The organism is Thioalkalivibrio sp. ALMg13-2 (assembly GCF_000381185.1).
Lineage (GTDB): Bacteria > Pseudomonadota > Gammaproteobacteria > Ectothiorhodospirales > Ectothiorhodospiraceae > Thioalkalivibrio > Thioalkalivibrio versutus.
Genome location: NZ_KB906101.1, coordinates 147,501 through 168,555, shown reverse-complemented (window position 1 = coordinate 168,555; position 21,055 = coordinate 147,501). Strand labels below are relative to the sequence as shown.

The following is a 21,055-nucleotide window of genomic DNA, read 5'->3' as shown; positions in this document are numbered from 1 at the left end:
CAGGCCGCCGCTCGCGCGTGCTTTAGGTAGTTTCTACTAGCGAAACGGCATCCCGCCGCCGGGGCCACCCATGCCCCCCATGCCGCCCATCTTGCTCCCCAGGGCCCGCATCATCTTCGATGCGCCGCCCTTGGAGAATTTCTTCATCGCCTTGCTCATTTGGGTGTGTTGCTTGAGCAGGCGATTCACATCCTGTATCTGGGTGCCGGAACCGGCGGCGATACGGCGCTTGCGCGAGCCCTTGATCACCTCCGGGTGACGGCGCTCGCGCTCGGTCATCGACGAGATCACCGCCATCATGCGACCGATCTCCTTGTCATTGGCCTGATTCTTCACCGCATCCGGCAGCTTGCCGCCGCCAGGGAGCTTCTCGAGCATGGAGCTCATGCCGCCCATCTTCTGCATCTGGCCCAGCTGGTCGCGCAGGTCGTTCAGATCGAAGCCGCGCCCCTTCTTCAGCTTGCGGGTCAGCTTCTCGGCCTGATCCTGGTCGACCTGGCGACTGGCCTCCTCGACCAGCGACAACACATCGCCCTTGCCGAGGATGCGCGAGGCGATACGCTCGGGATGGAACGGCTCCAGGGCATCCGGGCGCTCGCCCATGCCGATGAACTTGATCGGCACGCCGGTGATCTGGCGTACCGACAGCGCCGCGCCACCGCGGGCATCGCCGTCCGCCTTGGTAAGCACCACGCCGGTCAGCGGCAGGGCCTCGCCAAAGGCGCGCGCGGTGTTCGCCGCATCCTGCCCGGTCATGGCATCGACCACAAACAGGGTCTCGATCGGGTCGATTGCCTTATGCAGGGCCTGGACCTCGGCCATCATGTCCTCGTCGACATGCAGGCGGCCGGCGGTATCCACCAGCAGGACCTCGATACCCTCGCGGCGGGCGCGGGCGACCGCATCACTGGCAATCGCCTCGGGCTTCTGACTCGTGTCACTGGGATAGAACGTGACTTCGACCTGGCCGGCCAGGGTCTCCAACTGCTGGATTGCTGCCGGACGATAGACGTCACAGCTGACCACCGCGACCTTTTTCTTCTCGCGCTCGCGCAACAGGCGCGCGAGCTTGCCGATACTTGTGGTCTTGCCGGCACCCTGGAGGCCGGCCACCAGCACCACGGCGGGCGGCTGCTGCGCGAGGTTCAGCGAGGCGTTCTCGCCACCCATGGTCGCGATCAGTTCGTCATGGACGACCTTGATCAGGGCCTGACCTGGGGTCAGGCTGCCGATGACCTCCTTGCCCAGCGCCTTTTCCTTGACGTCCTTGATGAACTCGCGCACCACCGGCAGGGCCACGTCGGCCTCCAGCAGCGCCATGCGCACCTCGCGCATGGCCTCCTGGACATTATCCTCGGTGAGCCGCGCCTGACCCTTCAGGCGCTTCATGGTCTCCTGCAGGCGGCTGGAAAGGCCGTCGAACATCACGCGTCCTCGTCTGAATCAGCGGCGGTCGGTGCACATCCACCGACCACGGGACCGCACAGTATACCGGTCTCGCGCTCCGGGATGCAGGCCCGCCGCTGAGCAACCGGTCGAGAGATCACAGCCGGGCACCCGAATTGACGCCGGAACGGCCGTCACCATGTGCAATCCGCCCGCGTAGCAGCGATAATCCGGCGTCATGATCATTGCCATCGGACTCCTCGCCGTCGCGCTGTATCTCGTCACCGCGGGCTACCTGGTTGTCACCGCCCGCCGGCAGCCGCTGACACCTGGCCAGCCGCGTGCGCCCCTGGCCCTGTGGGGGCTCGCGCTGCTCGCCCATCTGGGCGCATTGCTGCCGATGGTGCTGACCGATACGGGACTCAACCTGTGCCTGGGCAATGCGCTGTCGGCCTCGCTGTGGCTGGTGGCCGCGCTGCTGTGGCTGACGAGCTGGCGCCACCCCCTGGCGATCCTCGGCGTAGTCATCCTGCCGCTGACCGCCCTGGCGGCCCTCACTGCCCTGCTGTGCGACGGCGACGCGCGCTATGCCACCTCGGCCGGGATCGATCTGCACATCCTGTTCTCCGCCCTGGGCTGGGCCTTCCTCGCCCTCTCCACCGCGCAGGCCGCGGTGATGGCCGCCCAGCACCGGGCCCTGCACAACCACCACGCCTCGGGCTTCGTGCGCGCCCTGCCCCCGCTGTTCTCGATGGAGGTGTGGCTGTTCCGGATGATCTTCATCGGCTGGCTATTCCTCGGGCTCAGCCTGCTGTCCGGGTTGCTGTTCGTGGACAACCTGTTTGCCCAGCACCTGGTCCACAAGACCACCCTGTCGATCCTGGCCTGGCTGATCTTCTCCATCCTGCTGATTGGCCGCTGGCGTCTCGGCTGGCGCGGCACCCGCGCACTGGCCTGGACCACCGGCGGCTTTGTCGTGCTGGTGCTGGCCTATTTCGGCTCCAAGCTGGTGCTGGAAATCATCCTCGGACGCATCTGAACGCGGTAACCGCGGCTTGACACCCCCGCGGGCCTTGCCTGAAATGATCCTGATCATGCAGCCCCGCCCGTCCGCCCACCCCTGACCGCAGGCCGCACCCTTGCAAGAGATCCCGCTGTCCGTCCTGTTCGGCGCCCTGGTGGTGCTGTTCCTGCTGTCGGCGTTCTTCTCCGGCTCGGAGACAGCGTTGATGGCATTGAACCGCTATCGCATGCGCCACCGCGCGCAAACCGGCCATCGCGGCGCCCAACGCGCCGCGCGGCTGCTGGAGAAACCGGATCGACTGATCGGACTGATCCTGCTGGGCAACAATTTCGTCAACATCATGATCGCGCAGATCGCCACCTTCATCGGCTGGCGCCTGTTCGGCGATACCGGCGTGGCCATCGCCACCGGCGTGCTGACGCTGACTCTGCTGATCTTCGCCGAGACCGCACCGAAGACCCTCGCCGCGCTGCACAGCGAACGTGTCGCCTACCCCGCCGCCTGGGTCTACTCCGGACTGATCAAGGTGATGTGGCCGGTGGTCTGGATGATCAACCTGATGGCGAACGGCGTGCTGCGCCTATTTGGCGTCCATATGAATGCCGACCAGCGCGCCGCACTGAACACCGATGAACTCCGCAGCGTGGTCTCCGAGGCCGGCGCGCTGATCCCGGCCAACCACCAGCGCATGCTGCTGAACCTGCTGGATCTGGAGCGCACCACGGTCGAGGACATCATGATCCCGCGCAACGAGATTGTGGTGATCGACCTGAACGAACCCTGGAACGAGGTCGAGGACCAACTGATCCACGGCAGCTTCACCCGCCTGCCGGTGGTGGAGGGCGAGCTGGACCACATCGTCGGCTTCGTCCATCGCCGCGACGTCCTGCCACTGGTCGAGCGTGACACGTTCGGCCCCGACGACCTGCGTCAGGTCCTGACCCCGCCCTACTTCATTCCCGAAGGTACGGCGCTCAACCGCCAGCTGATCAACTTCCAGCAACAGAAGAAGCGGATCGGCCTGGTGGTGGACGAGTACGGCGATATCGAGGGGCTGATCACGCTGGAGGACCTGCTAGAGGAGATCGTCGGCGAGTTCACCACCGACTCCCCGGCGATGAGCGACGACCTCCTGCGTCAGGACGACGGCTCGGTCATGGTCGACGGCGGCATTCACCTGCGTGAACTGAACCGGGCCCTGGGCCTGGACCTGCCACAGGACGGCCCGAAGACCCTCAGCGGCCTGATCGTCGAACACCTGGAAAGCATCCCCGAAGCGCCCGTAAGCGTGAAGATCAACGGCGTGGTGATGGACATCGCCCAGATCAAGAACAACACCATCCGCACCGTGCGCGTGGTCGCGCCCGACCTGCCGGAAGCCCCACCGCAGAAGGCCCCCTGATGGCAAAGAGCAAGACCCAGTACGTATGCCAGTCCTGCGGCGCGATCAGCCCCAAGTGGGCCGGCCAGTGCGGCGACTGCGGCGCCTGGAACACCCTGGAGGAGGCCGCTCCGACGGCCAGCGCCGGCCCGCGCGGCGGGTACGCCGGCGCGGTCGCCGGCATTACCCGCCTGGGCGAGGTCGAGCTGGCCGAGGTACCGCGCACCAGCACCGGGTTATCGGAGCTGGATCGCGCCCTGGGGGGCGGCCTGGTCCACGGGTCAGTGGTGCTGCTGGGCGGCGACCCGGGCATCGGCAAGTCCACGCTGCTGCTGCAGACCCTGGCCATGCTGCCCATCGGCGACACGCTCTACGTGACCGGCGAGGAATCGGCCCAGCAAATCGGCATGCGCGCCCGGCGCCTGGGCCTGGAGGTCGACGGGCTGCGCCTGCTGACCGAGACCCAGGTCGAGAACGTGATCGCCACCTGCGAACGCGAGCGCCCGCGCGTACTGGTAATCGACTCCATCCAGACGCTCTACACCGCTGCGCTGCAGTCCGCCCCCGGCTCGGTCGGCCAGGTGCGCGAAAGCGCCGCGGCCCTGGTGCGCATGGCCAAGCAACGCGGCATCACCGTGATCCTGGTCGGTCACGTGACCAAGGACGGCCAGCTCGCCGGGCCACGCGTGCTGGAGCACATGGTCGATACGGTGCTCTATTTCGAGGGCGACCCGGACGGGCGCTACCGCATGCTGCGCGCGGTGAAGAACCGCTTCGGCGCGGTGAACGAGCTGGGCGTGTTCGCCATGCTGGAGAACGGGTTGAAGGCGGTCTCCAACCCGTCCGCGATCTTCCTGTCACGTCACCAGGGGCCGGTGCCCGGCAGCGTCGTCATGGTTACCCGCGAGGGCACGCGCCCGTTGCTGGTCGAGGTGCAGGCGCTGGTCGCCGAGAGCCATGCCTCACAGCCGCGGCGGATCACCGTAGGGCTGGAGCAGAACCGCCTGACCATGCTCCTGGCCGTGCTGCATCGCCACGGCGGCGTGGCCCTGTTCGACCAGGACGTGTTCATCAACGTGGTGGGCGGCGTGCGCGTAACCGAGACTGCCGCCGACCTGCCGATGCTGGCGGCCGCGCTCTCCAGCTTCCGTGATCGCGCCCTGCCGCAGGAGCTGCTGGCGTTCGGCGAGGTCGGCCTGGCCGGCGAGATCCGCCCGGTCCCGAACGGCGAGGAACGCCTGCGCGAAGCGGCCAAGCATGGCTACACCCGCGCCATCGCGCCGGCCGCCAACGCCCCACGCAAGCCGATCAAGGGGATGGAAGTCATTCCCGTCGCGCGCCTCTCCGAAGTCCTCGACGCCCTGTAACGTCGTCTCCTGCCGCGCGCCCAGGTCGGGCCAGGTTCATCGCTCGGTGTTTACGTACTTTCGACCGGCCGCCTGCCTTGTTGTGGCTGGCCATGGTTCATCGTCCGGTGTTTACGGTGGCTCCGGTCCACCGCCTGCCAGGCGCTCTCTCGCGAGCGCACCGCGAGGTACTTCTTTGCTCGTGCAAAGAAGTACCCAAGAAACACGCCCGACTGCCGCGACCCCAGCCCGCTGCGCGGGCCGGGGTTTCCCTCGCTCCGAGGCTTTTCGCGGGCGGCGCTGAACTCGCTACGCCTTCGGCTCCGCTCAGACATCCAGCGCCCCGTGTCTATTTAGAATCGTCCCGCGAAAAGCCTCTCCACTCGGCGCGACGACAACGGGGAGGCAGGTCAAGACAACGGCTATCCCAGCGTTCCTGCCGGTGGATGATGGCTAGGTCTTCGAGCATCTTCGGCACGCTCGGCCTTTGGCCATAGCGTGCCGCGCCCGCGAAGCGGGCGCCGAGGGAGCGTAGGATGTGATGAGCGCAGCGAATCGCATCAGGGTTTCGCGCGGCGTGGGGAACGGTGCGTTTCGCTGCGCTCAACCGCACCCTACGGGATACCGTCTGTCTTGACCTTCTCCTCCCGTATGGAGCCCCTCGCGGAGGGCGTGATGGGCCGGGAGAAGGCGCTGGATGTCTGAGCGGAGCCGCAGGCGCAGCGAGTTCAGCGCCGCCGGCCCGAGGGCCCTGGAGCAAGGTTCCCGGGCGGAATCCGGGTGTCCTTCTTTGGGTCCTTTCTTGGACAAGCAAGAAAGGACCTCGCGGTGCGCTCGCGAGAGAGCGCGTGGCAGGCGGCCAGACGAACGCACCGTAAACACCAGATGACGAACCCGGCCTAGCCACAACAGGGCAGGCGGCTGGGCGAAGGCATGTAAACACCGGATTTCGGGCCACGGTCAGCCTGTTCGCCGGCAACACGGAGGCACAAAAAAGGCGCCCGGAGGCGCCTTTGCGATGCGCGGGAGCGCGCGGCGTTAGTTGATGGCGTCGAGATCGGCGGCCAGCGACTCGCGGGTGCCTTCGGCGACCGCGTCCAGCCGGTGGTTGTAGTTCTCGTGCTCCACACCCATGGCAATGGCCGCACCCGACTTCGCCGCCGCGACCATCTCCGGTGTCAACTCGAAGCGCAGGAAGTGCACCGACGAGGTCTTGTCGTCCGTCTCGCGCTCGAGGTCCTCGTTCGCGATCGGGTAGACCTTGTCATGCCCTTCGACCTGCACATAAGTCTTGCGCTCGATCCCGATCAGCTTGGACAACTGCACCTTGCGCTCGTCCACGTCCGGATACTCGACCATCATGGTCGCCTTCCAGTTGGAGCCGTCCGGGATCAAGGGGTTGTAGGAATCCAGCTCTTCCTGGATGCCCTCGGCGTCGAAGATCTTCTCGACCCGCAGCATCTCCTGGATCTGGTACTGCATCGTCTTGCGATCCTCGAAGTGCAGGCTCACGGCCGGGCCCACCTGCACGACGCGATTGCGTTTGTGCTGCATCACCTCGGCGCGGAACTGGGGCCGCATCTCGTGGTATTTCTCCAGCGAATACAGGTCTTCACGACTCAACTTGTCCACACTTGCCTCCATCTTCATCTCGATACCTCCTTCGCGCCGGACGGGTCCGTCAGGATCAGCACATCTCAGTGATCGTGATGCCCCGTCTTCGTGTAGTCCTTGTCGGACCAGAGGTTGTCTTTCAGTTCGTGATCGAACACCGGGTTATGCCGACGGATCCATTCCAGCACCATCGCGGCGTGCTCGATCTCCTCGTCGCGGTTGTGCGCAAGGATCGCCTTGAGCTCTTCGTCCTTGCAGCCGTCGATGCGCTGCTGGTACCAGTCCACCGCCTCGAGTTCTTCCATCAACGAGACGATCGCGCGATGCATCTCGCGCGACTCGTCGCTCAGTTCCTCGACCGGTTCGTGGTAGCTGTCACTCGCCATGGGCTCTCTCCGTTCGCGGGCGTTCGTTCACGCCCTTGCTGGTCCTGATATGCCGCCCGGCAGCCTTACAGGCCATACGCCTGGCGCAGAAGGGTTAGCGGATGCTCGGGCGCCTTGTCCTCGCCCTTGCCCTGCAGCCCGTTCTCGATCATGTGGCCGGCCATCGGGCAATCGCTCGAGTAGTGGTCGGACTCGGCCTTCTGCACGCGGCTGACCACCGGACGGCAGATCTTGGATGCCGTCTCGTAGAATTCGCTTTTCACCCCGTAGGTGCCGTCGTGTCCGGAGCAGCGCTCGATCACGTCGATCTCGGTCTCCGGCACCAGTTTGAGCAGATCACGGGTCTTCAGACCCATGTTCTGCACCCGCAGGTGGCAGGCGGCGTGGTAGGCGATCTTGCCAAGCTTCTCGGGGAAATCGGTATTCAGCTTGCCGTCCTTGTGCCGCTCCATCAGGTACTCGAACGGGTCGAAGATGCGGTCGCGTACCGCGATCACATCGGCGTCGTCCGGGAACATCAGCGGCAGTTCCTGCTTGAACATCAGCACGCAGGACGGCACCGGGGCCACGATGTCATAGCCCTGGTCGATCATGCGCTTCATTGCCGGGATGTTGGCGTCCTTGGAGGCCTCTACCGACTTCAGGTCGCCCAGCTCCAGCTTGGGCATGCCACAGCACTGTTCCTTCTCGACCAGGGTAACCTCGATACCGTTGTGCTCGAAGACCTTGACCAGGTCCTCGACCAGATGCGGCTCGTTGTAGTTGCCGTAGCAGGTCGCGTAGAGGGCGACCTTGCCCTGGGTGGCACCGGCCGGCTCGGGGTTGCTGACACCCTTCGCGGTCTTGGCAACACGCGAGCGGCCCTTGCTGGAGTGGTACTCGGGGACCGGGGCGTCCGGGTGCACGCCCATGGTCTTGTCCAGCATCTTGCGCACCGCGCCATTCTTGTTCGCGGCATTGACCGCGCCGGCCACCACCGGGATGCCCGCCAGCTTGCCGACCATGTCCGTGCTGGACATCAGCTTGTGCGAGGTCTTGGCGCCCTCGTTCTGGAAACGGAAGGCCTTGGCCCGAAGCATCAGGTGCGGGAAGTCCACATTCCATTCGTGCGGCGGCACATAGGGGCACTTTGTCAGGTAGCACAGATCACACAGGTAGCAGTGATCGACGACCTGCCAGTAATCCTTCTTGTCGACCCCGTCGACCTCCAGGGTCTCGGATTCGTCGACCAGGTCGAACAGGGTGGGGAAGGAGTTGCACAGGCTTACGCAACGACGGCAGCCGTGACAGATATCAAAGACCCGTTCCAGTTCGCTGAACAGCGATTCCTCGTTGTAGAACTCCGGGTTCTTCCAGTCCAGCGGATGACGGGTCGGGGCTTCGAGACTTCCTTCACGTTGGTGCGTCGGCGCAGACATGCATCCCTCCGGTGTCCGTATCAGTACGATGCTTCGAGGGAAACACGGAACAGCATGCGAGGTGAACTGCATTCAGCCACGCCACAGGCTGTTCCGTATCTCCCGGAAAACGGGGCCGGCGGACCGGCCCCGTGTACTTCCAGCACTGCGAGACGATCAGTCGTCCAGCTGGTCCAGCGCCTTCTGGAAGCGGTTGGCGTGGGAACGCTCCGCCTTGGCGAGGGTTTCGAACCAGTCGGCGACTTCGTCGAAGCCTTCGTCGCGGGCGGTCTTGGCCATGCCCGGGTACATGTCGGTGTACTCGTGGGTCTCACCGGCGACGGCGGTCTTCAGGTTGGCGGAGGTGGGGCCGAACTCCAGGCCGGTGGCCGGATCGCCGCAGCTCTCGAGGTACTCGAGGTGACCGTGGGCGTGGCCGGTTTCACCTTCCGCGGTGGAACGGAACACGGTGGCGACGTCGTTGTAGCCTTCCACGTCGGCCTTGGAAGCGAAGTACAGGTAACGGCGGTTGGCCATCGATTCGCCGGCAAAGGCCTCTTTCAGGGCTTCTTCGGTCTTGCTGCCTTTCAGGTCCATGGTGCTCTCCTTCTCTCTGGATAAGTTCTACACAACCACAGGAATGCCTGTGCAGACGGGCGTTTAGACTCGGTCTAAACCGTACGAAAACTCTAGTCGGCACCCGGTTCAGTGTCAACCGGAAGCCCCCCGGATTATGGGGGCGGTGGCGCCATAAACAAGGGCTGCCGTGTGCCACGCCTTTCCTCGCCGCAGCGGATCGGATACTTTCTCACCTTTTCGACCCGGTAATCCATCATGACCGACTCGCCCAGCGCCGACAGCCCGGCGGAATTCGAAGCCAGCCTGGAGGCCCTGGAGGCCCTGGTCGCCCGGATGGAGTCCGGCGAGCTCGGCCTGGAGCAGTCGCTGGGCGAATTCCAGCGTGGCATGGAACTGGTCAACCGCTGCCAGCTGGCGCTCGACGATGCCCAGCGCCGGATCGAGGCACTGGCCCAGGAAGCACCTTCCGGCACCACTGCCCAGAATGACCATCACGCAAGCACCCATGTTCCCCGGACACCGGAGCCGCACGATACGACGGACCCCGATGTCCCGTTCTAGCGAGCCGCCATTGACCGCCACCGCCCCCGAGCAGGCCCTGAACGAATACCAGCATCGCATCGAGGCCGTCCTCGACCGCCACCTGGGCACGGGCGGCGCCCCCGACGCCCGCCTGATCGAGGCGATGCGCTACGCCACGCTGTCCGGCGGCAAGCGCCTGCGCCCGGTCCTGGTCTACGCGGCCGGGCGCACGACCGGCGCCCCGGAACCGGCGCTGGATGCGATGGCCGCAGCGGTGGAGATGATCCACGTCTATTCGCTGATCCACGATGACCTTCCGGCGATGGACGATGACGACCTGCGTCGCGGCCGCCCGACCTGCCACAAGGCCTTCGACGAGGCGACCGCCATCCTCGCCGGGGATGCCTTGCAGGCCCTGGCCTTCGACATCCTGACCGATGGCGTCGCGGAATTGCCCGCGCCGACCGGGCTGAACGCGGTGCGCGAGCTCGCGCGCGCCGCCGGCCTGCACGGCATGGCGGGCGGCCAGGCGATCGACCTCGGGGCCTGCGGCCAGCCCATCGACCTGCCGGAACTGGAACGCATGCACCGGCTGAAGACCGGCGCCCTGATCCGCGCCTCGGTGCGGCTGGGGGCGCTGGCCGGCACGCCCGACCCCGACGCCCTGGAACGCCTGACACGCTACGCCGAATGCATCGGCCTGGCCTTCCAGATCCGTGACGACGTCCTCGACGTGGAAGGCGACCCCGAGATCCTGGGCAAGGCCTGTGGCGCCGATGCCCGCCTGCACAAGCCCACCTTCCCCTCGCTGCAGGGCCTGGAGGCCTCGCGCGAGCGGGCGGTGGCCCTGGTCGACGAGGCACTGACCGAGCTGCAACCCTTCGGTCAGGAGGCGGACTTGCTTCGCTTCCTGGCGCGGTACATCGTCGATCGCATGAATTGAACCGGCCCGCCTAGATGACCCCCACACCCCTGCTGGATGCAATCGAATGGCCCGCCGACCTGCGGGAACGCCCGGCCTCGGACCTCACCGGGGTGGCCGACGAACTGCGTCAATTCCTGATCGAGAGCGTCTCGCGCACCGGCGGCCATCTCGCTGCCAACCTCGGCACGGTGGAACTCGCGATCGCGCTGCACTACGCGTTCAACACCCCCGACGACCGCATCGTCTGGGACGTCGGCCATCAGGCCTACGCCCACAAGATCCTGACCGGACGCCGGGCCGACATGGCCCATCTGCGCCAGTACGGGGGCCTGGCCGGCTTCCCCAAGCGCGCGGAGAGCGAATACGACGCCTTCGGGGCCGGTCACTCCAGCACCTCCATCAGCGCCGCGGCCGGCATGGCCCTGGCGGCGAAGCACGCCGGGCTGGACCGGCGCCACGTGGCGGTGATCGGCGACGGCGCGATGACCGCGGGCATGGCCTTCGAGGCGCTGAACCACATCGGCGATCTCGACTGCAACCTGCTGGTGATCCTGAACGACAACGATATGTCGATCTCGCCCAATGTCGGCGCGCTCAATCAGTACTTCACCCGACTGCTGTCCGGCCCGCTATACAGCTCGATGCGCGAAGGCTCCAAGCGCATGCTGGAGTTCGTCCCGCCGATGAAGGCCTTCGCCCAGCGCGCCGAGGAACACATGAAGGGCATGTTCGTGCCCGGCACGCTGTTCGAGGAACTGGGCTTTCGCTACTTCGGCCCGGTGGACGGCCACGACGTGAACGGGCTGGTCTCGATCCTGAAGAACCTGCGCGGCACCCACGGGCCGCAACTGCTGCACGTGGTTACCCGCAAGGGCCAGGGCTATGCACCGGCGGAGGAAGACCCCTGCCGCTACCATGGCGTGTCCAAGTTCGAGCCGGAAAACGGCCTCGCCCCGTCCGCCCCGAAGCCCCCAACCTACACCGACATCTTCAGCCAGTGGCTGTGCGACCAGGCCACGGCCGACAATCGCCTGCTGGGCATCACCCCGGCCATGCGCGAGGGTTCCGGCCTGGTCGCGTTCTCCGAACAATTCCCGCAGCGCTATTTCGACGTCGGGATCGCCGAGCAGCATGCCGTCACCCTGGCCGCGGGCATGGCCTGCGAGGGCCAGAAGCCCGTGGTTGCGATCTACTCGACCTTCCTGCAGCGCGCCATGGATCAGGTGATCCACGACGTCGCACTGCAGAACCTGCCGGTGCTGTTCGCGGTGGATCGCGCCGGAATCGTCGGCGCCGATGGCCCGACCCATGCCGGCACCTTCGACACGGCCCTGCTGCGCACGGTCCCCAACCTGCTGCTGATGGCACCCGCCAACGAGCGCGAGTGTCGCCAGATGCTGTCCACCGGCTTCGCCCACGACGGCCCGGCGGCGGTGCGCTATCCGCGCGGTGGCGGGCCCGGCGAACTGCCGGAGGGCGGCAGCGAGGATCTGGAAACATTGCCGGTCGGGCGCGCCGAGGTCGTGCGCGAGGGCCGGGGTCTGGCCATCCTCAGCTTCGGCGCGCTGCTGGAGACCGCCCTGGCGGCCGGCGAGGCGCTGGATGCCACCGTGGTCAACATGCGCTTCATCAAGCCCCTGGATACGGATCTGCTGGCGCAACTGGCCGCCAGCCACCAGGGCTTCGTGACGCTCGAGGATCATGCGCGCGCCGGTGGTGCCGGCAGCGCAGTACTGGAGTGGCTCTCGGCCGAAGGGCTGACCCGGCCCTGCCAGGTACTGGGCATCCCGGATGCCTTCACCGAGCATGGCTCGCGCGAGCAGATCCTCGCCGATTGCGGCCTCGACACGGCCGGCGTACTGGCCGCGATTCGCCACGCCTTCGGGCTGGAGAATTGCGCGGACGACGGCAGCCGGATAGGCTTCGCGGGCTAATCAAAACCCGGCCGCCATGGCCGCTCGCCCGGAAAACGATCATGAGTGCCCGTTACACCCTTCGCGTCCTGACCGACTTTGCCTCCGCGCATACCCTGCGCGACTACCCGGGGCAGTGCGCGAACATGCACGGGCACAACTGGAAGGTGGAGGCCGAGGTCCAGGCCGAGACCCTGGACGATTCCGGCATGGCGGTGGACTTCAAGGTGGTCAAGACCGCCGCGCGCGAGATCGCCGGGCAGCTGGATCACCGCTACCTGAACGACGTCCCGCCGTTCGACACGGTCAACCCCACGGCCGAGAACATTGCCCAGTGGTTCTACCGGGAAATGGCCGGACGCCTGAACCGCCCGGGCCTGCGCATGCACGCGCTGACCCTGTGGGAGACCGACCGCGCCTGCGTGCGCTACAGCGAAGACGGCTGAGCCCATTCCTCGCAACTGGCACCGTCATTGCGAGGAGCGGAGCGACGTGGCGATCTCCGTCCGGAATCATCTGGTTCAGCATCTTGCTCAGCGCGAGCTTCCGGAGATTGCCACGGCCCCTGCGGGGCCTCGCAATGACGGTGCCCATTTCGCGCTCCTTTGCCACCGCTTCGCTCCTCGCAATGACGGTGCCCGTTTCCCGCTCCGTTGCCGCCCCCGCGTTTGTCTTCCCGACATCTACAAGTGATTCGAGGCGTAGTCCGCCAGCCGTGAGCGCTCCCCGCGTGTCAGCGTGATGTGGCCGCTGTGGGTCCAGTTGCGGAACCGGTCCACCACATAGGTCAGTCCGCTGGAAGTCTCGGTCAGGTACGGGGTGTCGATCTGCGCGATATTCCCCAGCGCGACCACCTTGGTCCCCGGTCCGGCACGAGTGATCAGGGTCTTCATCTGCTTGGAGGTCAGGTTCTGCGCCTCGTCAAGGATGATGTAGCGGTTGAGGAAGGTACGCCCGCGCATGAAGTTCAGCGAGCGGATCTTGATGCGGCTGGTCAGCACGTCGTTGGTGGCCATGCGCCCCCAGTCCCCGGCGCCCTCGGACTTGGCCAGCACCTCGAGGTTGTCCATCAGCGCTCCCATCCACGGGGTCATCTTTTCCTCTTCGGTCCCGGGCAGGAAGCCGATATCCTCGCCCACCGGGACCGTGACCCGGGTCATGATGATCTCCTTGTAGGTGTTGTCCTCCAGCGTCTGCGCGAGCCCTGCGGCCAGGGTCAGCAGGGTCTTGCCGGTGCCGGCGGCCCCCAGCAGGGAGACGAAGTCCACCTCCGGGTCCATCAGCAGGTTCAGGGCGTAGTTCTGCTCGCGATTGCGGGCGTTGATGCCCCAGACGCTGTGGCGCGGGGTCATGTAGTCGTCGACCAGCTCGATTACCGCGGATTCGTTCGGCTGGTCGATCTCCAGCACGATCGCGGACAGCGGGTTCTCGCCCTCGCGGTAGACGAACTGGTTGGGCTGCCACTCGGCCACCAGCGGGCCGGTCACGCGATAGTAGGTGCGGCCGGACTCCTGCCAGGAGTCCATCTTGGCACCGTGGGTCTCCCAGAAGTCCGCTGGCAGTTCGGTCATGCCGGAGAACAGCAGGCTGACGTCGTCCAGCACCTGATCGTTGTAGTAGTCCTCCGCGTGCAGGCCGATCACCGTGGCCTTGATGCGCAGGTTGATGTCCTTGGATACCAGCGTCACCGGGGTGTCGGGATACTCGGTCTTCAGCGCCTGGGCAGTGGCGAGGATGTCATTGTCGGCCGAGGTGCCCGGCAGCGAGGCCGGCAGGCTGGAGGACAGGTTGCGGGTCTGAAAGAACAGGCGCCCGGTGGGCGCGAACGTCGACTCGCTGAGCGAATCCGCCTGCAGCGGCAACCCGGCGGCGATCTGCTCGTGCTGGGCGCCGGTGGTGAGCTCGTCAATGAAGCGCGAGACCTGGCGTACGTTGCGCGCGACTTCGGAAACCCCCTTCTTGCCACGGTCGAGCTCCTCGAGCACGACCATGGGCAGGAAGATGTCGTGTTCCTTGAAGCGGAACAGCGCCGTGGGGTCGTGCATCAGGACATTGGTGTCCAGGACGAGCAGGCGTTTCGGATCCTGGGCGGTCGCGTTCATGACACCTCCGGGGCGAAGTGGGGGAAGAGGGGCTCAGCTCCCTGCGAGTTCGCGCACCGCGGCGAGAACCTCGTCCACATGGCCCGGCACCTTCACCTTGCGCCACTCCTTGCGCAACACGCCATCGGCATCGATCACGAACGTGGAGCGCTCGATACCACGCACCTGCTTGCCGTACATGTTCTTCATCTTGATGACATCGAAGGCGTCGCACAGGGTCTCGTCGCCATCGCTCAACAGATCGAAGGGCAACTCCTGCTTGGCGCGGAAGTTCTCGTGGCTCTTCACGCTGTCGCGCGAGACACCGAGGATCACTGCACCGACGGCGTCAAAGGCGGCCTGGTTGGCAGCAAAGTCGCGGCTCTCGTTGGCGCAGCCGGGCGTACTGTCCTTGGGGTAAAAATACAGGACCACGATGCGGCCCTTGAAGTCGGCCGGCCCCAGGGTCTGGTCGCCGGTCGCCGGCACACGCAGGTCCTCGGGTACCCGCTGGTCGATTGCGATGCTCATCAGGCGTTGCTCCTTGAGTAGAGGGTCTCAAAGCGTAAGACCACCGCGGACGCCACGCGAGCCCGGCCGGTTCAGGCCTTGATCGGGTCCAGCACGCCGTCCACGTTCAGTTCGTCACAGAAATCCATGAACTCGCCGCGCAGGCTGGCCAGGTGCTGCCCTGCGGGGATATCCACGACCATGTTGGCCGCAAACATGCGCGCCCCGGTCTGCTGGGCAATGTACACCCGGGTCTGGACGTCGCGCAGGTTCACTCCACGGCTGGTAAAGAAATCGGCCAGGGCATTCAGCAGGCCCGGGGTGTCCAGGGCTACTGCGTCCACGGCATAGGGCATCGCCGCCTCGGGGCGCTCCTCCAGCGGGCCGCGACGGGCCACCACGACCAGCCCCATCTCCGCCTCCAGGCGCTGCAGGCGGGACTCCAGGGTACCCAGGGTCTTCCAGTTGCCACTGGCGCTAAGCGCCATGCAGCAGTAGCCACCCACGACCGTGATGCGACTGGATTCGAGATTGCAGCCGGTGTCGGCGATCACGCGGGTCACGCTGGACACCAGACCGGGCTGATCGGGCCCGATCAGGTTGAGGATCAGGTGGGTGTGGGTGCCCGCGCCAACCACCTCAGCCATGCGGCACCCGCCGGCTGCGCGCGAGGCAAGGGGCGGGCAAGCACCCGGGGGTTCTCTGCGTGAAAGCGGCGACAGGCATGATGGCTCGCAACATACCACCTTGCCCCGGCGGCGCCAACGCAGCCGGGCGACTTGATCCGCGTCTCTCCCCGCCAGGGGAGGCGACCGGGTGCACGAAAGACGAGATACGGCGAACACCCGGCCGAAGGAATCTTGAATGCCCTGTCACCCGCCCGTTAGACTGCACCATTACCGTTGTTGGAGGAGTCGATGTTTCAAGGCAGCATGGTCGCACTGGCGACCCCGATGCACGCGGACGGCAGCCTGGACTGGCCGGCCCTGGATCGGCTCCTGGAATTCCACATCGAGGCCGGCACCGATGCCATTGTCGCCGTCGGCACCACCGGCGAATCCGCGACCCTCGATTTCGACGAGCACTGCGAGGCCATCGCCCACACGGTGAAGACCGTCGCGGGGCGCCTGCCGGTGATCGCGGGTACCGGGGCGAACTCCACGCGCGAGGCCATCGCCCTGACCCGCTGCGCCAAGGAAGGCGGCGCGGATGCCTGCCTGCTGGTCTCCCCCTACTACAACAAGCCGACCCAGGAAGGCCTTTACCTGCACCACAAGGCCATTGCGGAAGCGGTGGACATCCCGCAGATCCTGTACAACGTGCCTGGCCGCACCGCAGTGGATCTGTTGCCGGAGACGGTGGAGCGTCTGGCCGACATCCCGAACATCATCGGGATCAAGGAAGCCTCGGCCAGTAACGAACGCACCGCCGAGCTGGTCGCCCGTGTCGGCAACCGCTTGGACCTCTACAGTGGGGATGACGGCAACGGGCTGGCCTTTCTGCTCGCGGGCGGCCACGGGGTTATCTCTGTCACCGCCAACGTCGCACCGCAACTGATGGCCGCCATGTGCCGCGCCGTGCGCGAAGACCGCCCCGACGAGGCGCGCGAGATCAATCGCCAGTTGGACGGGCTGCATTCAGCCCTGTTCCTCGAAGCCAACCCGATTCCGGTCAAATGGGCGCTGCAACGCATGGGCCTCATGGAGGAAGGCATCCGCCTGCCTCTGACTCCGTTGTCCGAACCCTTCCATGCGCCGGTCCTGGACGCGATGCGCCAGGCCGGCATAGAGGTCTGATCCCCGACATGAAACAGTCTGCCAAGCTCCACCGTCACGCGACCCGCACCGCCCTGGCCCTGGCTACGGGCCTGGCCATCGCCGGGTGCTCGACCTCCGGCGACCGCCAGTCCGGCCCCGAGTACGAAATGAGTCGGCAGATGGACAACCTCGAGGTCCCACCGGACCTGATCGCGCCCGACAGCGAACGCGCCTACCGTATTCCGGACGCCCCGGGCGAACGGATCAGCGCCCGCGAGATGCAGCAAGACTCCGCGGCCCGCCAGCAGCAGCGCCAGCCCACCGGGGCAACCGCGCCGGTCCGCAGCGATGCCCGGGTCCTTCCGGAATCGACCGAGATCCAGCTGATGCGCGAAGGCAGCGTCCGCTGGCTGAGTGTCGAGGTGGCCCCGGAGGATCTCTGGGATCGCCTGACCGCATTCTGGGACAGTCAGAACCTGCGCCTGGAGCGCAACGAACCCCAGGTCGGCGTCATGGAGACCGAATGGGCCGAAGACCGCGCCGGGATTCCGCTGCGGGGCACACAGAACATCTTCGCCCGTGCGCTGGGTAACGTGTACGACGCCAACACGCGCGACCAATACCGCCTGCGCGTCGAACGCGACAATGGCCGCTCAGCCATCTACATCTCGCACCGAAGGGCCACCGAAGAACCCGAGGGCGAGACCTGGCGCTGGGCAATGCGCCCGTCCGATCCCGAACTCGAGGCCGAAATGCTTAATCGCCTGCGTGTCTACCTCGCCACGGGCGAGACCCCCGAGGGCGGCACCCGGGTAGCCGAGACCATTGGCGACCGTCCGACCGAGCTGCACCAGACGGAACACGAAGGCCACCCGGTACTGGTGACGGGCAGCGACTTCAACCGCATGTGGTCGCAGATGGGCACCTACCTGGACCGCGCCGGCCTCCTGGTGGACGAGCAAGATCGCAATACGGGGACCTTCGAGGTGACCTATCGCCCCGACATGGTCGGCGAGAGCGAACGCGGCGGCTTCTTCAGTCGGATCTTCGGGCGCGGCGGTGATCGTCGCGAGAACGAGCGTTATCAGATTCGCCTGACCGACATCGGCGACGGCGATCTGCGAATCGAGGCGCGCGACATCGATGGCGAGCCCCTTGGCCGCCGTGACGCCGAGTTCGTACTGGAGCAGATCGAGCAGCAGATCCTTCGCTAGAACGCGGCGAGCCCAGCCACCATGATCCGCTTCTGCTCCCTGGGCAGCGGGAGTTCCGGCAACGCCCTGGTGGTCGAGATCGGTGCCACCCGCCTGCTGGTGGATTGCGGATTCTCGATGCAGGAGCTGGAACGCCGCCTGTCCCGGGTCGACCTGACCCCACAGGACCTGACGGCCGTCCTGGTGACCCATGAGCACGCCGACCACATCGGCGCCACCGCGCCGCTATCCCGGCGTTACGGCCTCACCGTATTTACCAGCCCCGGCACCCGATTGGCCGCCCGCGACACCGGTTTTGCTCACATCCAGGAGATCCAGGCGGATGCACCGCTGGAGATCGACGACGCCTGGGTGCAACCGTACACGGTCCCGCACGACTCCCGCGAACCCATCCAATTCGCGTTTTCCGACGGCGATCACCGGCTGGTCCTGATGACGGATGCCGGCCACATCTCCCCGCACATGGTCGACGTGGCCAATGCAGCCGAAGCCCTGCTACTGGAGTGCAACCACGACCCTGCCATGCTCGCCGCCGGGCGGTACCCGGCATCGCTCAAGCGACGTATTGCGGGCGGGTACGGCCACCTACCGAATCACGCGGCCACCGACCTTCTCCATCGCATCGATCGATCCAGGCTACGCCATGTGATCGGTATGCACTTGTCGAGTGACAACAACCACGAGACGCTTGCACGCCAGGCGCTCGCCGAGGGCCTTGGCTCCTCACCATCCGATCCCGAGATCGCAACCCAGGACTACGGCTTCACGTGGCGAACCACGGCTCAAGCCTGACTCCAACTACCGGTCCAACGCCGTGCCCCCGGTCACGTCAGCCCGGCCGCGGCCGCATGTCGAAGGGCTGCGCCAATCAACCCACATGGCGCAGCCCCCTCCGGCCACCTGACGCTGCGGTCGGAAACCAAGGCCGGCTCTCCAACGTGGTCCCAAGCCCAGTGTGATCAGCGGCGCGACTCCCGAAGGAAATACAGGCCCCCGATCACGAAGGCCACGCCAATGACTGTTGCCACCGGCCCGCCAAACCCGGAACCCTCCCGCGGCGCAATGGGCGTGAAAGCCAACTGTCCGCCGAAAATCGCATAGAGTCCAATTCCGAGCAGGACCAGCCCTACCAGGACCAACCCTCCGTCCGTCCGCTTCTGTCTCATCCCAGCCTCCGTCTCGGCACCTGCGTCCCTTTCAAACCGGCCAAGGGCCGCAGCAGCAGACTTCACCGTCCGCACACGGTGCCTGACTAACACGCATAAAAAAAGCCCGGCCCCCAAAACGGGGACCGGGCTTCGGATTAATGCCTGGCGGTGACCTACTCTCACATGGGGAGACCCCACACTACCATCGGCGCAGAGCAGTTTCACTTCCGAGTTCGGGATGGGATCGGGTGGTTCCTACTCGCTATTGCCGCCAGACAAACTGGCTAGACCACGCGGACTGTTCCACGTCATCTAAATTCGGAATGCATTCTAGGCTTGTGTACGTAGCGATGTGTCAAACGAGACCACCAACACTTTGGGTGTTATATGGTCAAGCCTCACGGGCAATTAGTACTGGTTAGCTACACGCGTTACCGCGCTTCAACACCCAGCCTATCAACGTTGTAGTCTTCAACGGCCCTACAGGGACCTCGAGGGTCCAGGGAGATATCATCTTCAGGTGGGTTTCCCGCTTAGATGCTTTCAGCGGTTATCCCTTCCGCACTTAGCTACCCGGCAATGCCACTGGCGTGACAACCGGAACACCAGAGGTGCGTCCATCCCGGTCCTCTCGTACTAAGGACAGATCCTGTCAAATCTCCGACGCCCACGGCAGATAGGGACCGAACTGTCTCACGACGTTCTAAACCCAGCTCGCGTACCACTTTAAATGGCGAACAGCCATACCCTTGGGACCTGCTTCAGCCCCAGGATGTGATGAGCCGACATCGAGGTGCCAAACACTGCCGTCGATATGGACTCTTGGGCAGTATCAGCCTGTTATCCCCGGAGTACCTTTTATCCGTTGAGCGATGGCCCTTCCATACAGAACCACCGGATCACTAAGACCTGCTTTCGCACCTGCTCGACGTGTCTGTCTCGCAGTTAAGCACCCTTATGCCTTTGCACTCGTCGCGCGATTTCCGACCGCGCTGAGGGTACCATCGCACTCCTCCGTTACTCTTTGGGAGGAGACCGCCCCAGTCAAACTACCCACCACACACGGTCCCCGACCTGGATAACAGGCCTGGGTTAGAACTCCAAAATTGCCAGGGTGGTATTTCAAGGATGGCTCCGCCGAGACTGGCGTCCCGGTTTCAAAGCCTCCCACCTATCCTACACAAACAAGTTCAAAGTTCAGTGTGAAGCTGTAGTAAAGGTTCACGGGGTCTTTCCGTCTAGCCGCGGGTACACAGCATCTTCACTGCGATTTCAATTTCACTGAGTCTCGGGTGGAGACAGCGCCGCCATCGTTACGCCATTCGTGCAGGTCGGAACTTACCCGACAAGGAATTTCGCTACCTTAGGACCGTTATAGTTACGGCCGCCGTTTACCGGGGCTTCGATCAAGAGCTTCTCCGAAGATAACCCCATCAATTAACCTTCCGGCACCGGGCAGGCGTCACACCCTATACGTCCTCTTTCGAGTTTGCAGAGTGCTGTGTTTTTAATAAACAGTCGCAGCGGCCTGGTCTCTGCGACCTCGGCCAGCTCAGGGAGCAAGTCCCATCACCAGCCGAGGCGTACCTTCTCCCGAAGTTACGGTACCATTTTGCCTAGTTCCTTCACCCGAGTTCTCTCAAGCGCCTTGGGATTCTCACCCTGCCCACCTGTGTCGGTTTGGGGTACGGTCAACTGTTAACTGAAGCTTAGAGGCTTTTCCTGGAAGCATGGCATCAGTGACTTCGCCTCCGTGGAGGCTCGTCATCGTATCTCAGGATTGTGTCCCCGGATTTGCCTAAGGACACTCCCTACATACTTGAACCGGGCACCAACTGCCGGATCACTTAGCCTTCTCCGTCCCCCCATCGC

General features: G+C 65.2%; 19 protein-coding genes, 2 rRNA genes and 1 pseudogene (1 of these 22 running past the window's edge). 11 read left to right on the top strand and 11 right to left on the bottom strand.

All coding sequences use genetic code 11. From position 1 onward, the window contains the following. Nucleotides 1–36: 36 nt before the first annotated feature. Nucleotides 37–1,425, bottom strand: coding sequence for a signal recognition particle protein (gene ffh, locus F618_RS0102260; RefSeq protein WP_018947985.1), 1,389 nt, complete (start codon nt 1,423–1,425; stop codon nt 37–39). A gap of 199 nt (nt 1,426–1,624) precedes the next feature. On the opposite strand from ffh, the gene F618_RS0102255 reads away from it, so the two are divergent. The 4 genes and pseudogenes from F618_RS0102255 to F618_RS16550 all read left to right on the top strand — a co-directional run bounded on the left by F618_RS0102255 (nt 1,625) and on the right by F618_RS16550 (nt 5,842). Further along, nucleotides 1,625–2,425: an inner membrane protein YpjD gene (locus F618_RS0102255; RefSeq protein ID WP_019567651.1), complete on the top strand. Its 801-nt coding sequence runs from the start codon at nt 1,625–1,627 to the stop codon at nt 2,423–2,425. A gap of 100 nt (nt 2,426–2,525) precedes the next feature. Next, nucleotides 2,526–3,812 carry an HlyC/CorC family transporter gene (locus F618_RS0102250; RefSeq protein WP_019567650.1) on the top strand — a complete coding sequence of 429 codons (1,287 nt, stop codon included), beginning with the start codon at nt 2,526–2,528 and terminating at the stop codon, nt 3,810–3,812. Beyond that, nucleotides 3,812–5,158 (top strand): DNA repair protein RadA, encoded by a 1,347-nt coding sequence (gene radA / locus F618_RS0102245; RefSeq protein ID WP_019567649.1) that lies wholly within the window; start codon nt 3,812–3,814, stop codon nt 5,156–5,158. Before F618_RS0102250 ends, radA begins: the two co-directional genes overlap by 1 nt. A gap of 425 nt (nt 5,159–5,583) precedes the next feature. Beyond that, nucleotides 5,584–5,842: pseudogene (locus F618_RS16550) on the top strand (hypothetical protein). 333 nt (nt 5,843–6,175) lie between these two features. Here F618_RS16550 and F618_RS0102240 read toward each other — a convergent pair. The 4 genes from F618_RS0102240 to F618_RS0102225 form a co-directional block, all read right to left on the bottom strand. Further along, the gene (locus F618_RS0102240) at nt 6,176–6,787 is read right to left on the bottom strand and encodes a DUF3501 family protein (RefSeq protein WP_018169074.1); all 612 of its coding nucleotides are present in this window, start codon (nt 6,785–6,787) and stop codon (nt 6,176–6,178) included. Between the two features lie 47 nt (nt 6,788–6,834). Next, nucleotides 6,835–7,137 carry an encapsulin-associated ferritin-like protein gene (locus F618_RS0102235; protein WP_017940767.1) on the bottom strand — a complete coding sequence of 101 codons (303 nt, stop codon included), beginning with the start codon at nt 7,135–7,137 and terminating at the stop codon, nt 6,835–6,837. A gap of 65 nt (nt 7,138–7,202) precedes the next feature. After that, a complete protein-coding gene (locus tag F618_RS0102230; protein WP_018145309.1) occupies nt 7,203–8,555 on the bottom strand; it encodes a heterodisulfide reductase-related iron-sulfur binding cluster in 1,353 nt (450 codons plus the stop codon). A gap of 156 nt (nt 8,556–8,711) precedes the next feature. After that, nucleotides 8,712–9,131, bottom strand: coding sequence for a rubrerythrin family protein (locus tag F618_RS0102225; protein WP_018145308.1), 420 nt, complete (start codon nt 9,129–9,131; stop codon nt 8,712–8,714). A gap of 237 nt (nt 9,132–9,368) precedes the next feature. Here F618_RS0102225 and F618_RS0102220 point away from each other — a divergent pair, with 237 nt between their 5' ends. The 4 genes from F618_RS0102220 to queD are packed head-to-tail and all read left to right on the top strand — an operon-like array spanning nt 9,369 to nt 12,919. Continuing rightward, on the top strand, nt 9,369–9,674 hold the full coding sequence (locus F618_RS0102220) for an exodeoxyribonuclease VII small subunit (protein WP_018951612.1): 306 nt from the start codon (nt 9,369–9,371) through the stop codon (nt 9,672–9,674). Between the two features lie 10 nt (nt 9,675–9,684). Beyond that, nucleotides 9,685–10,578, top strand: coding sequence for a (2E,6E)-farnesyl diphosphate synthase (gene ispA / locus F618_RS0102215; protein ID WP_018169072.1), 894 nt, complete (start codon nt 9,685–9,687; stop codon nt 10,576–10,578). A 14-nt stretch (nt 10,579–10,592) separates the two neighbouring features. Further along, nucleotides 10,593–12,494, top strand: a complete 1,902-nt coding sequence (dxs, locus tag F618_RS0102210) for a 1-deoxy-D-xylulose-5-phosphate synthase (RefSeq protein ID WP_019567648.1) — start codon at nt 10,593–10,595, stop codon at nt 12,492–12,494. Nucleotides 12,495–12,535: 41 nt separating this feature from the next. Then, complete coding sequence (queD, locus tag F618_RS0102205; RefSeq protein WP_018145304.1) at nt 12,536–12,919, top strand: 6-carboxytetrahydropterin synthase QueD; 384 nt, start codon at nt 12,536–12,538, stop codon at nt 12,917–12,919. Between the two features lie 237 nt (nt 12,920–13,156). On the opposite strand, the gene F618_RS0102200 is transcribed toward queD, so the two are convergent. From F618_RS0102200 to F618_RS0102190, 3 genes are all read right to left on the bottom strand, one after another. Next, entirely contained in the window at nt 13,157–14,575 is a 1,419-nt protein-coding gene (locus tag F618_RS0102200; protein ID WP_018937255.1) for a PhoH family protein, read from the bottom strand. 33 nt (nt 14,576–14,608) lie between these two features. After that, on the bottom strand, nt 14,609–15,085 hold the full coding sequence (locus tag F618_RS0102195) for a peroxiredoxin (RefSeq protein WP_019567647.1): 477 nt from the start codon (nt 15,083–15,085) through the stop codon (nt 14,609–14,611). A 71-nt stretch (nt 15,086–15,156) separates the two neighbouring features. Next, nucleotides 15,157–15,711, bottom strand: coding sequence for a glycine cleavage system protein R (locus tag F618_RS0102190; RefSeq protein WP_018937257.1), 555 nt, complete (start codon nt 15,709–15,711; stop codon nt 15,157–15,159). Nucleotides 15,712–15,981: 270 nt separating this feature from the next. Between F618_RS0102190 and dapA the strand changes: the two genes are divergently transcribed. Genes dapA through F618_RS0102175 form a run of 3 tightly spaced genes read left to right on the top strand, consistent with a single transcriptional unit; the run spans nt 15,982 to nt 18,827 of the window. Further along, nucleotides 15,982–16,860 (top strand): 4-hydroxy-tetrahydrodipicolinate synthase, encoded by an 879-nt coding sequence (gene dapA / locus F618_RS0102185; RefSeq protein ID WP_019567646.1) that lies wholly within the window; start codon nt 15,982–15,984, stop codon nt 16,858–16,860. Between the two features lie 8 nt (nt 16,861–16,868). Beyond that, on the top strand, nt 16,869–18,035 hold the full coding sequence (bamC, locus tag F618_RS0102180) for an outer membrane protein assembly factor BamC (RefSeq protein ID WP_018937258.1): 1,167 nt from the start codon (nt 16,869–16,871) through the stop codon (nt 18,033–18,035). Nucleotides 18,036–18,056: 21 nt separating this feature from the next. Continuing rightward, a complete protein-coding gene (locus tag F618_RS0102175) occupies nt 18,057–18,827 on the top strand; it encodes an MBL fold metallo-hydrolase (RefSeq protein WP_018937259.1) in 771 nt (256 codons plus the stop codon). A gap of 167 nt (nt 18,828–18,994) precedes the next feature. Here the strand turns inward: F618_RS0102175 and F618_RS0102170 are convergent, their stop codons facing one another. The 3 genes from F618_RS0102170 to F618_RS0102160 all read right to left on the bottom strand — a co-directional run. Then, nucleotides 18,995–19,201, bottom strand: a complete 207-nt coding sequence (locus F618_RS0102170; protein WP_018145297.1) for a hypothetical protein — start codon at nt 19,199–19,201, stop codon at nt 18,995–18,997. 142 nt (nt 19,202–19,343) lie between these two features. After that, a 5S ribosomal RNA gene (gene rrf / locus F618_RS0102165) occupies nt 19,344–19,459 on the bottom strand. Between the two features lie 111 nt (nt 19,460–19,570). After that, nucleotides 19,571–21,055: ribosomal RNA gene (locus F618_RS0102160) — 23S ribosomal RNA — on the bottom strand (it continues 1,394 nt past the right edge of the window).

Bases quoted from the DNA above. Each gene is read 5' to 3' on its own strand.
- ffh (WP_018947985.1), bottom strand. From the start codon at position 1,425: ATGTTCGACGGCCTTTCCAGCCGCCTGCAGGAGACCATGAAGCGCCTG.
- F618_RS0102255 (WP_019567651.1), top strand. From the start codon at position 1,625: ATGATCATTGCCATCGGACTCCTCGCCGTCGCGCTGTATCTCGTCACC.
- radA (WP_019567649.1), top strand. From the start codon at position 3,812: ATGGCAAAGAGCAAGACCCAGTACGTATGCCAGTCCTGCGGCGCGATC.
- F618_RS0102240 (WP_018169074.1), bottom strand. From the start codon at position 6,787: ATGAAGATGGAGGCAAGTGTGGACAAGTTGAGTCGTGAAGACCTGTAT.
- F618_RS0102235 (WP_017940767.1), bottom strand. From the start codon at position 7,137: ATGGCGAGTGACAGCTACCACGAACCGGTCGAGGAACTGAGCGACGAG.
- F618_RS0102230 (WP_018145309.1), bottom strand. From the start codon at position 8,555: ATGTCTGCGCCGACGCACCAACGTGAAGGAAGTCTCGAAGCCCCGACC.
- F618_RS0102225 (WP_018145308.1), bottom strand. From the start codon at position 9,131: ATGGACCTGAAAGGCAGCAAGACCGAAGAAGCCCTGAAAGAGGCCTTT.
- F618_RS0102220 (WP_018951612.1), top strand. From the start codon at position 9,369: ATGACCGACTCGCCCAGCGCCGACAGCCCGGCGGAATTCGAAGCCAGC.
- dxs (WP_019567648.1), top strand. From the start codon at position 10,593: ATGACCCCCACACCCCTGCTGGATGCAATCGAATGGCCCGCCGACCTG.
- queD (WP_018145304.1), top strand. From the start codon at position 12,536: ATGAGTGCCCGTTACACCCTTCGCGTCCTGACCGACTTTGCCTCCGCG.
- F618_RS0102200 (WP_018937255.1), bottom strand. From the start codon at position 14,575: ATGAACGCGACCGCCCAGGATCCGAAACGCCTGCTCGTCCTGGACACC.
- F618_RS0102195 (WP_019567647.1), bottom strand. From the start codon at position 15,085: ATGAGCATCGCAATCGACCAGCGGGTACCCGAGGACCTGCGTGTGCCG.
- F618_RS0102190 (WP_018937257.1), bottom strand. From the start codon at position 15,711: ATGGCTGAGGTGGTTGGCGCGGGCACCCACACCCACCTGATCCTCAAC.
- dapA (WP_019567646.1), top strand. From the start codon at position 15,982: ATGTTTCAAGGCAGCATGGTCGCACTGGCGACCCCGATGCACGCGGAC.
- bamC (WP_018937258.1), top strand. From the start codon at position 16,869: ATGAAACAGTCTGCCAAGCTCCACCGTCACGCGACCCGCACCGCCCTG.
- F618_RS0102175 (WP_018937259.1), top strand. From the start codon at position 18,057: ATGATCCGCTTCTGCTCCCTGGGCAGCGGGAGTTCCGGCAACGCCCTG.
- F618_RS0102170 (WP_018145297.1), bottom strand. From the start codon at position 19,201: ATGAGACAGAAGCGGACGGACGGAGGGTTGGTCCTGGTAGGGCTGGTC.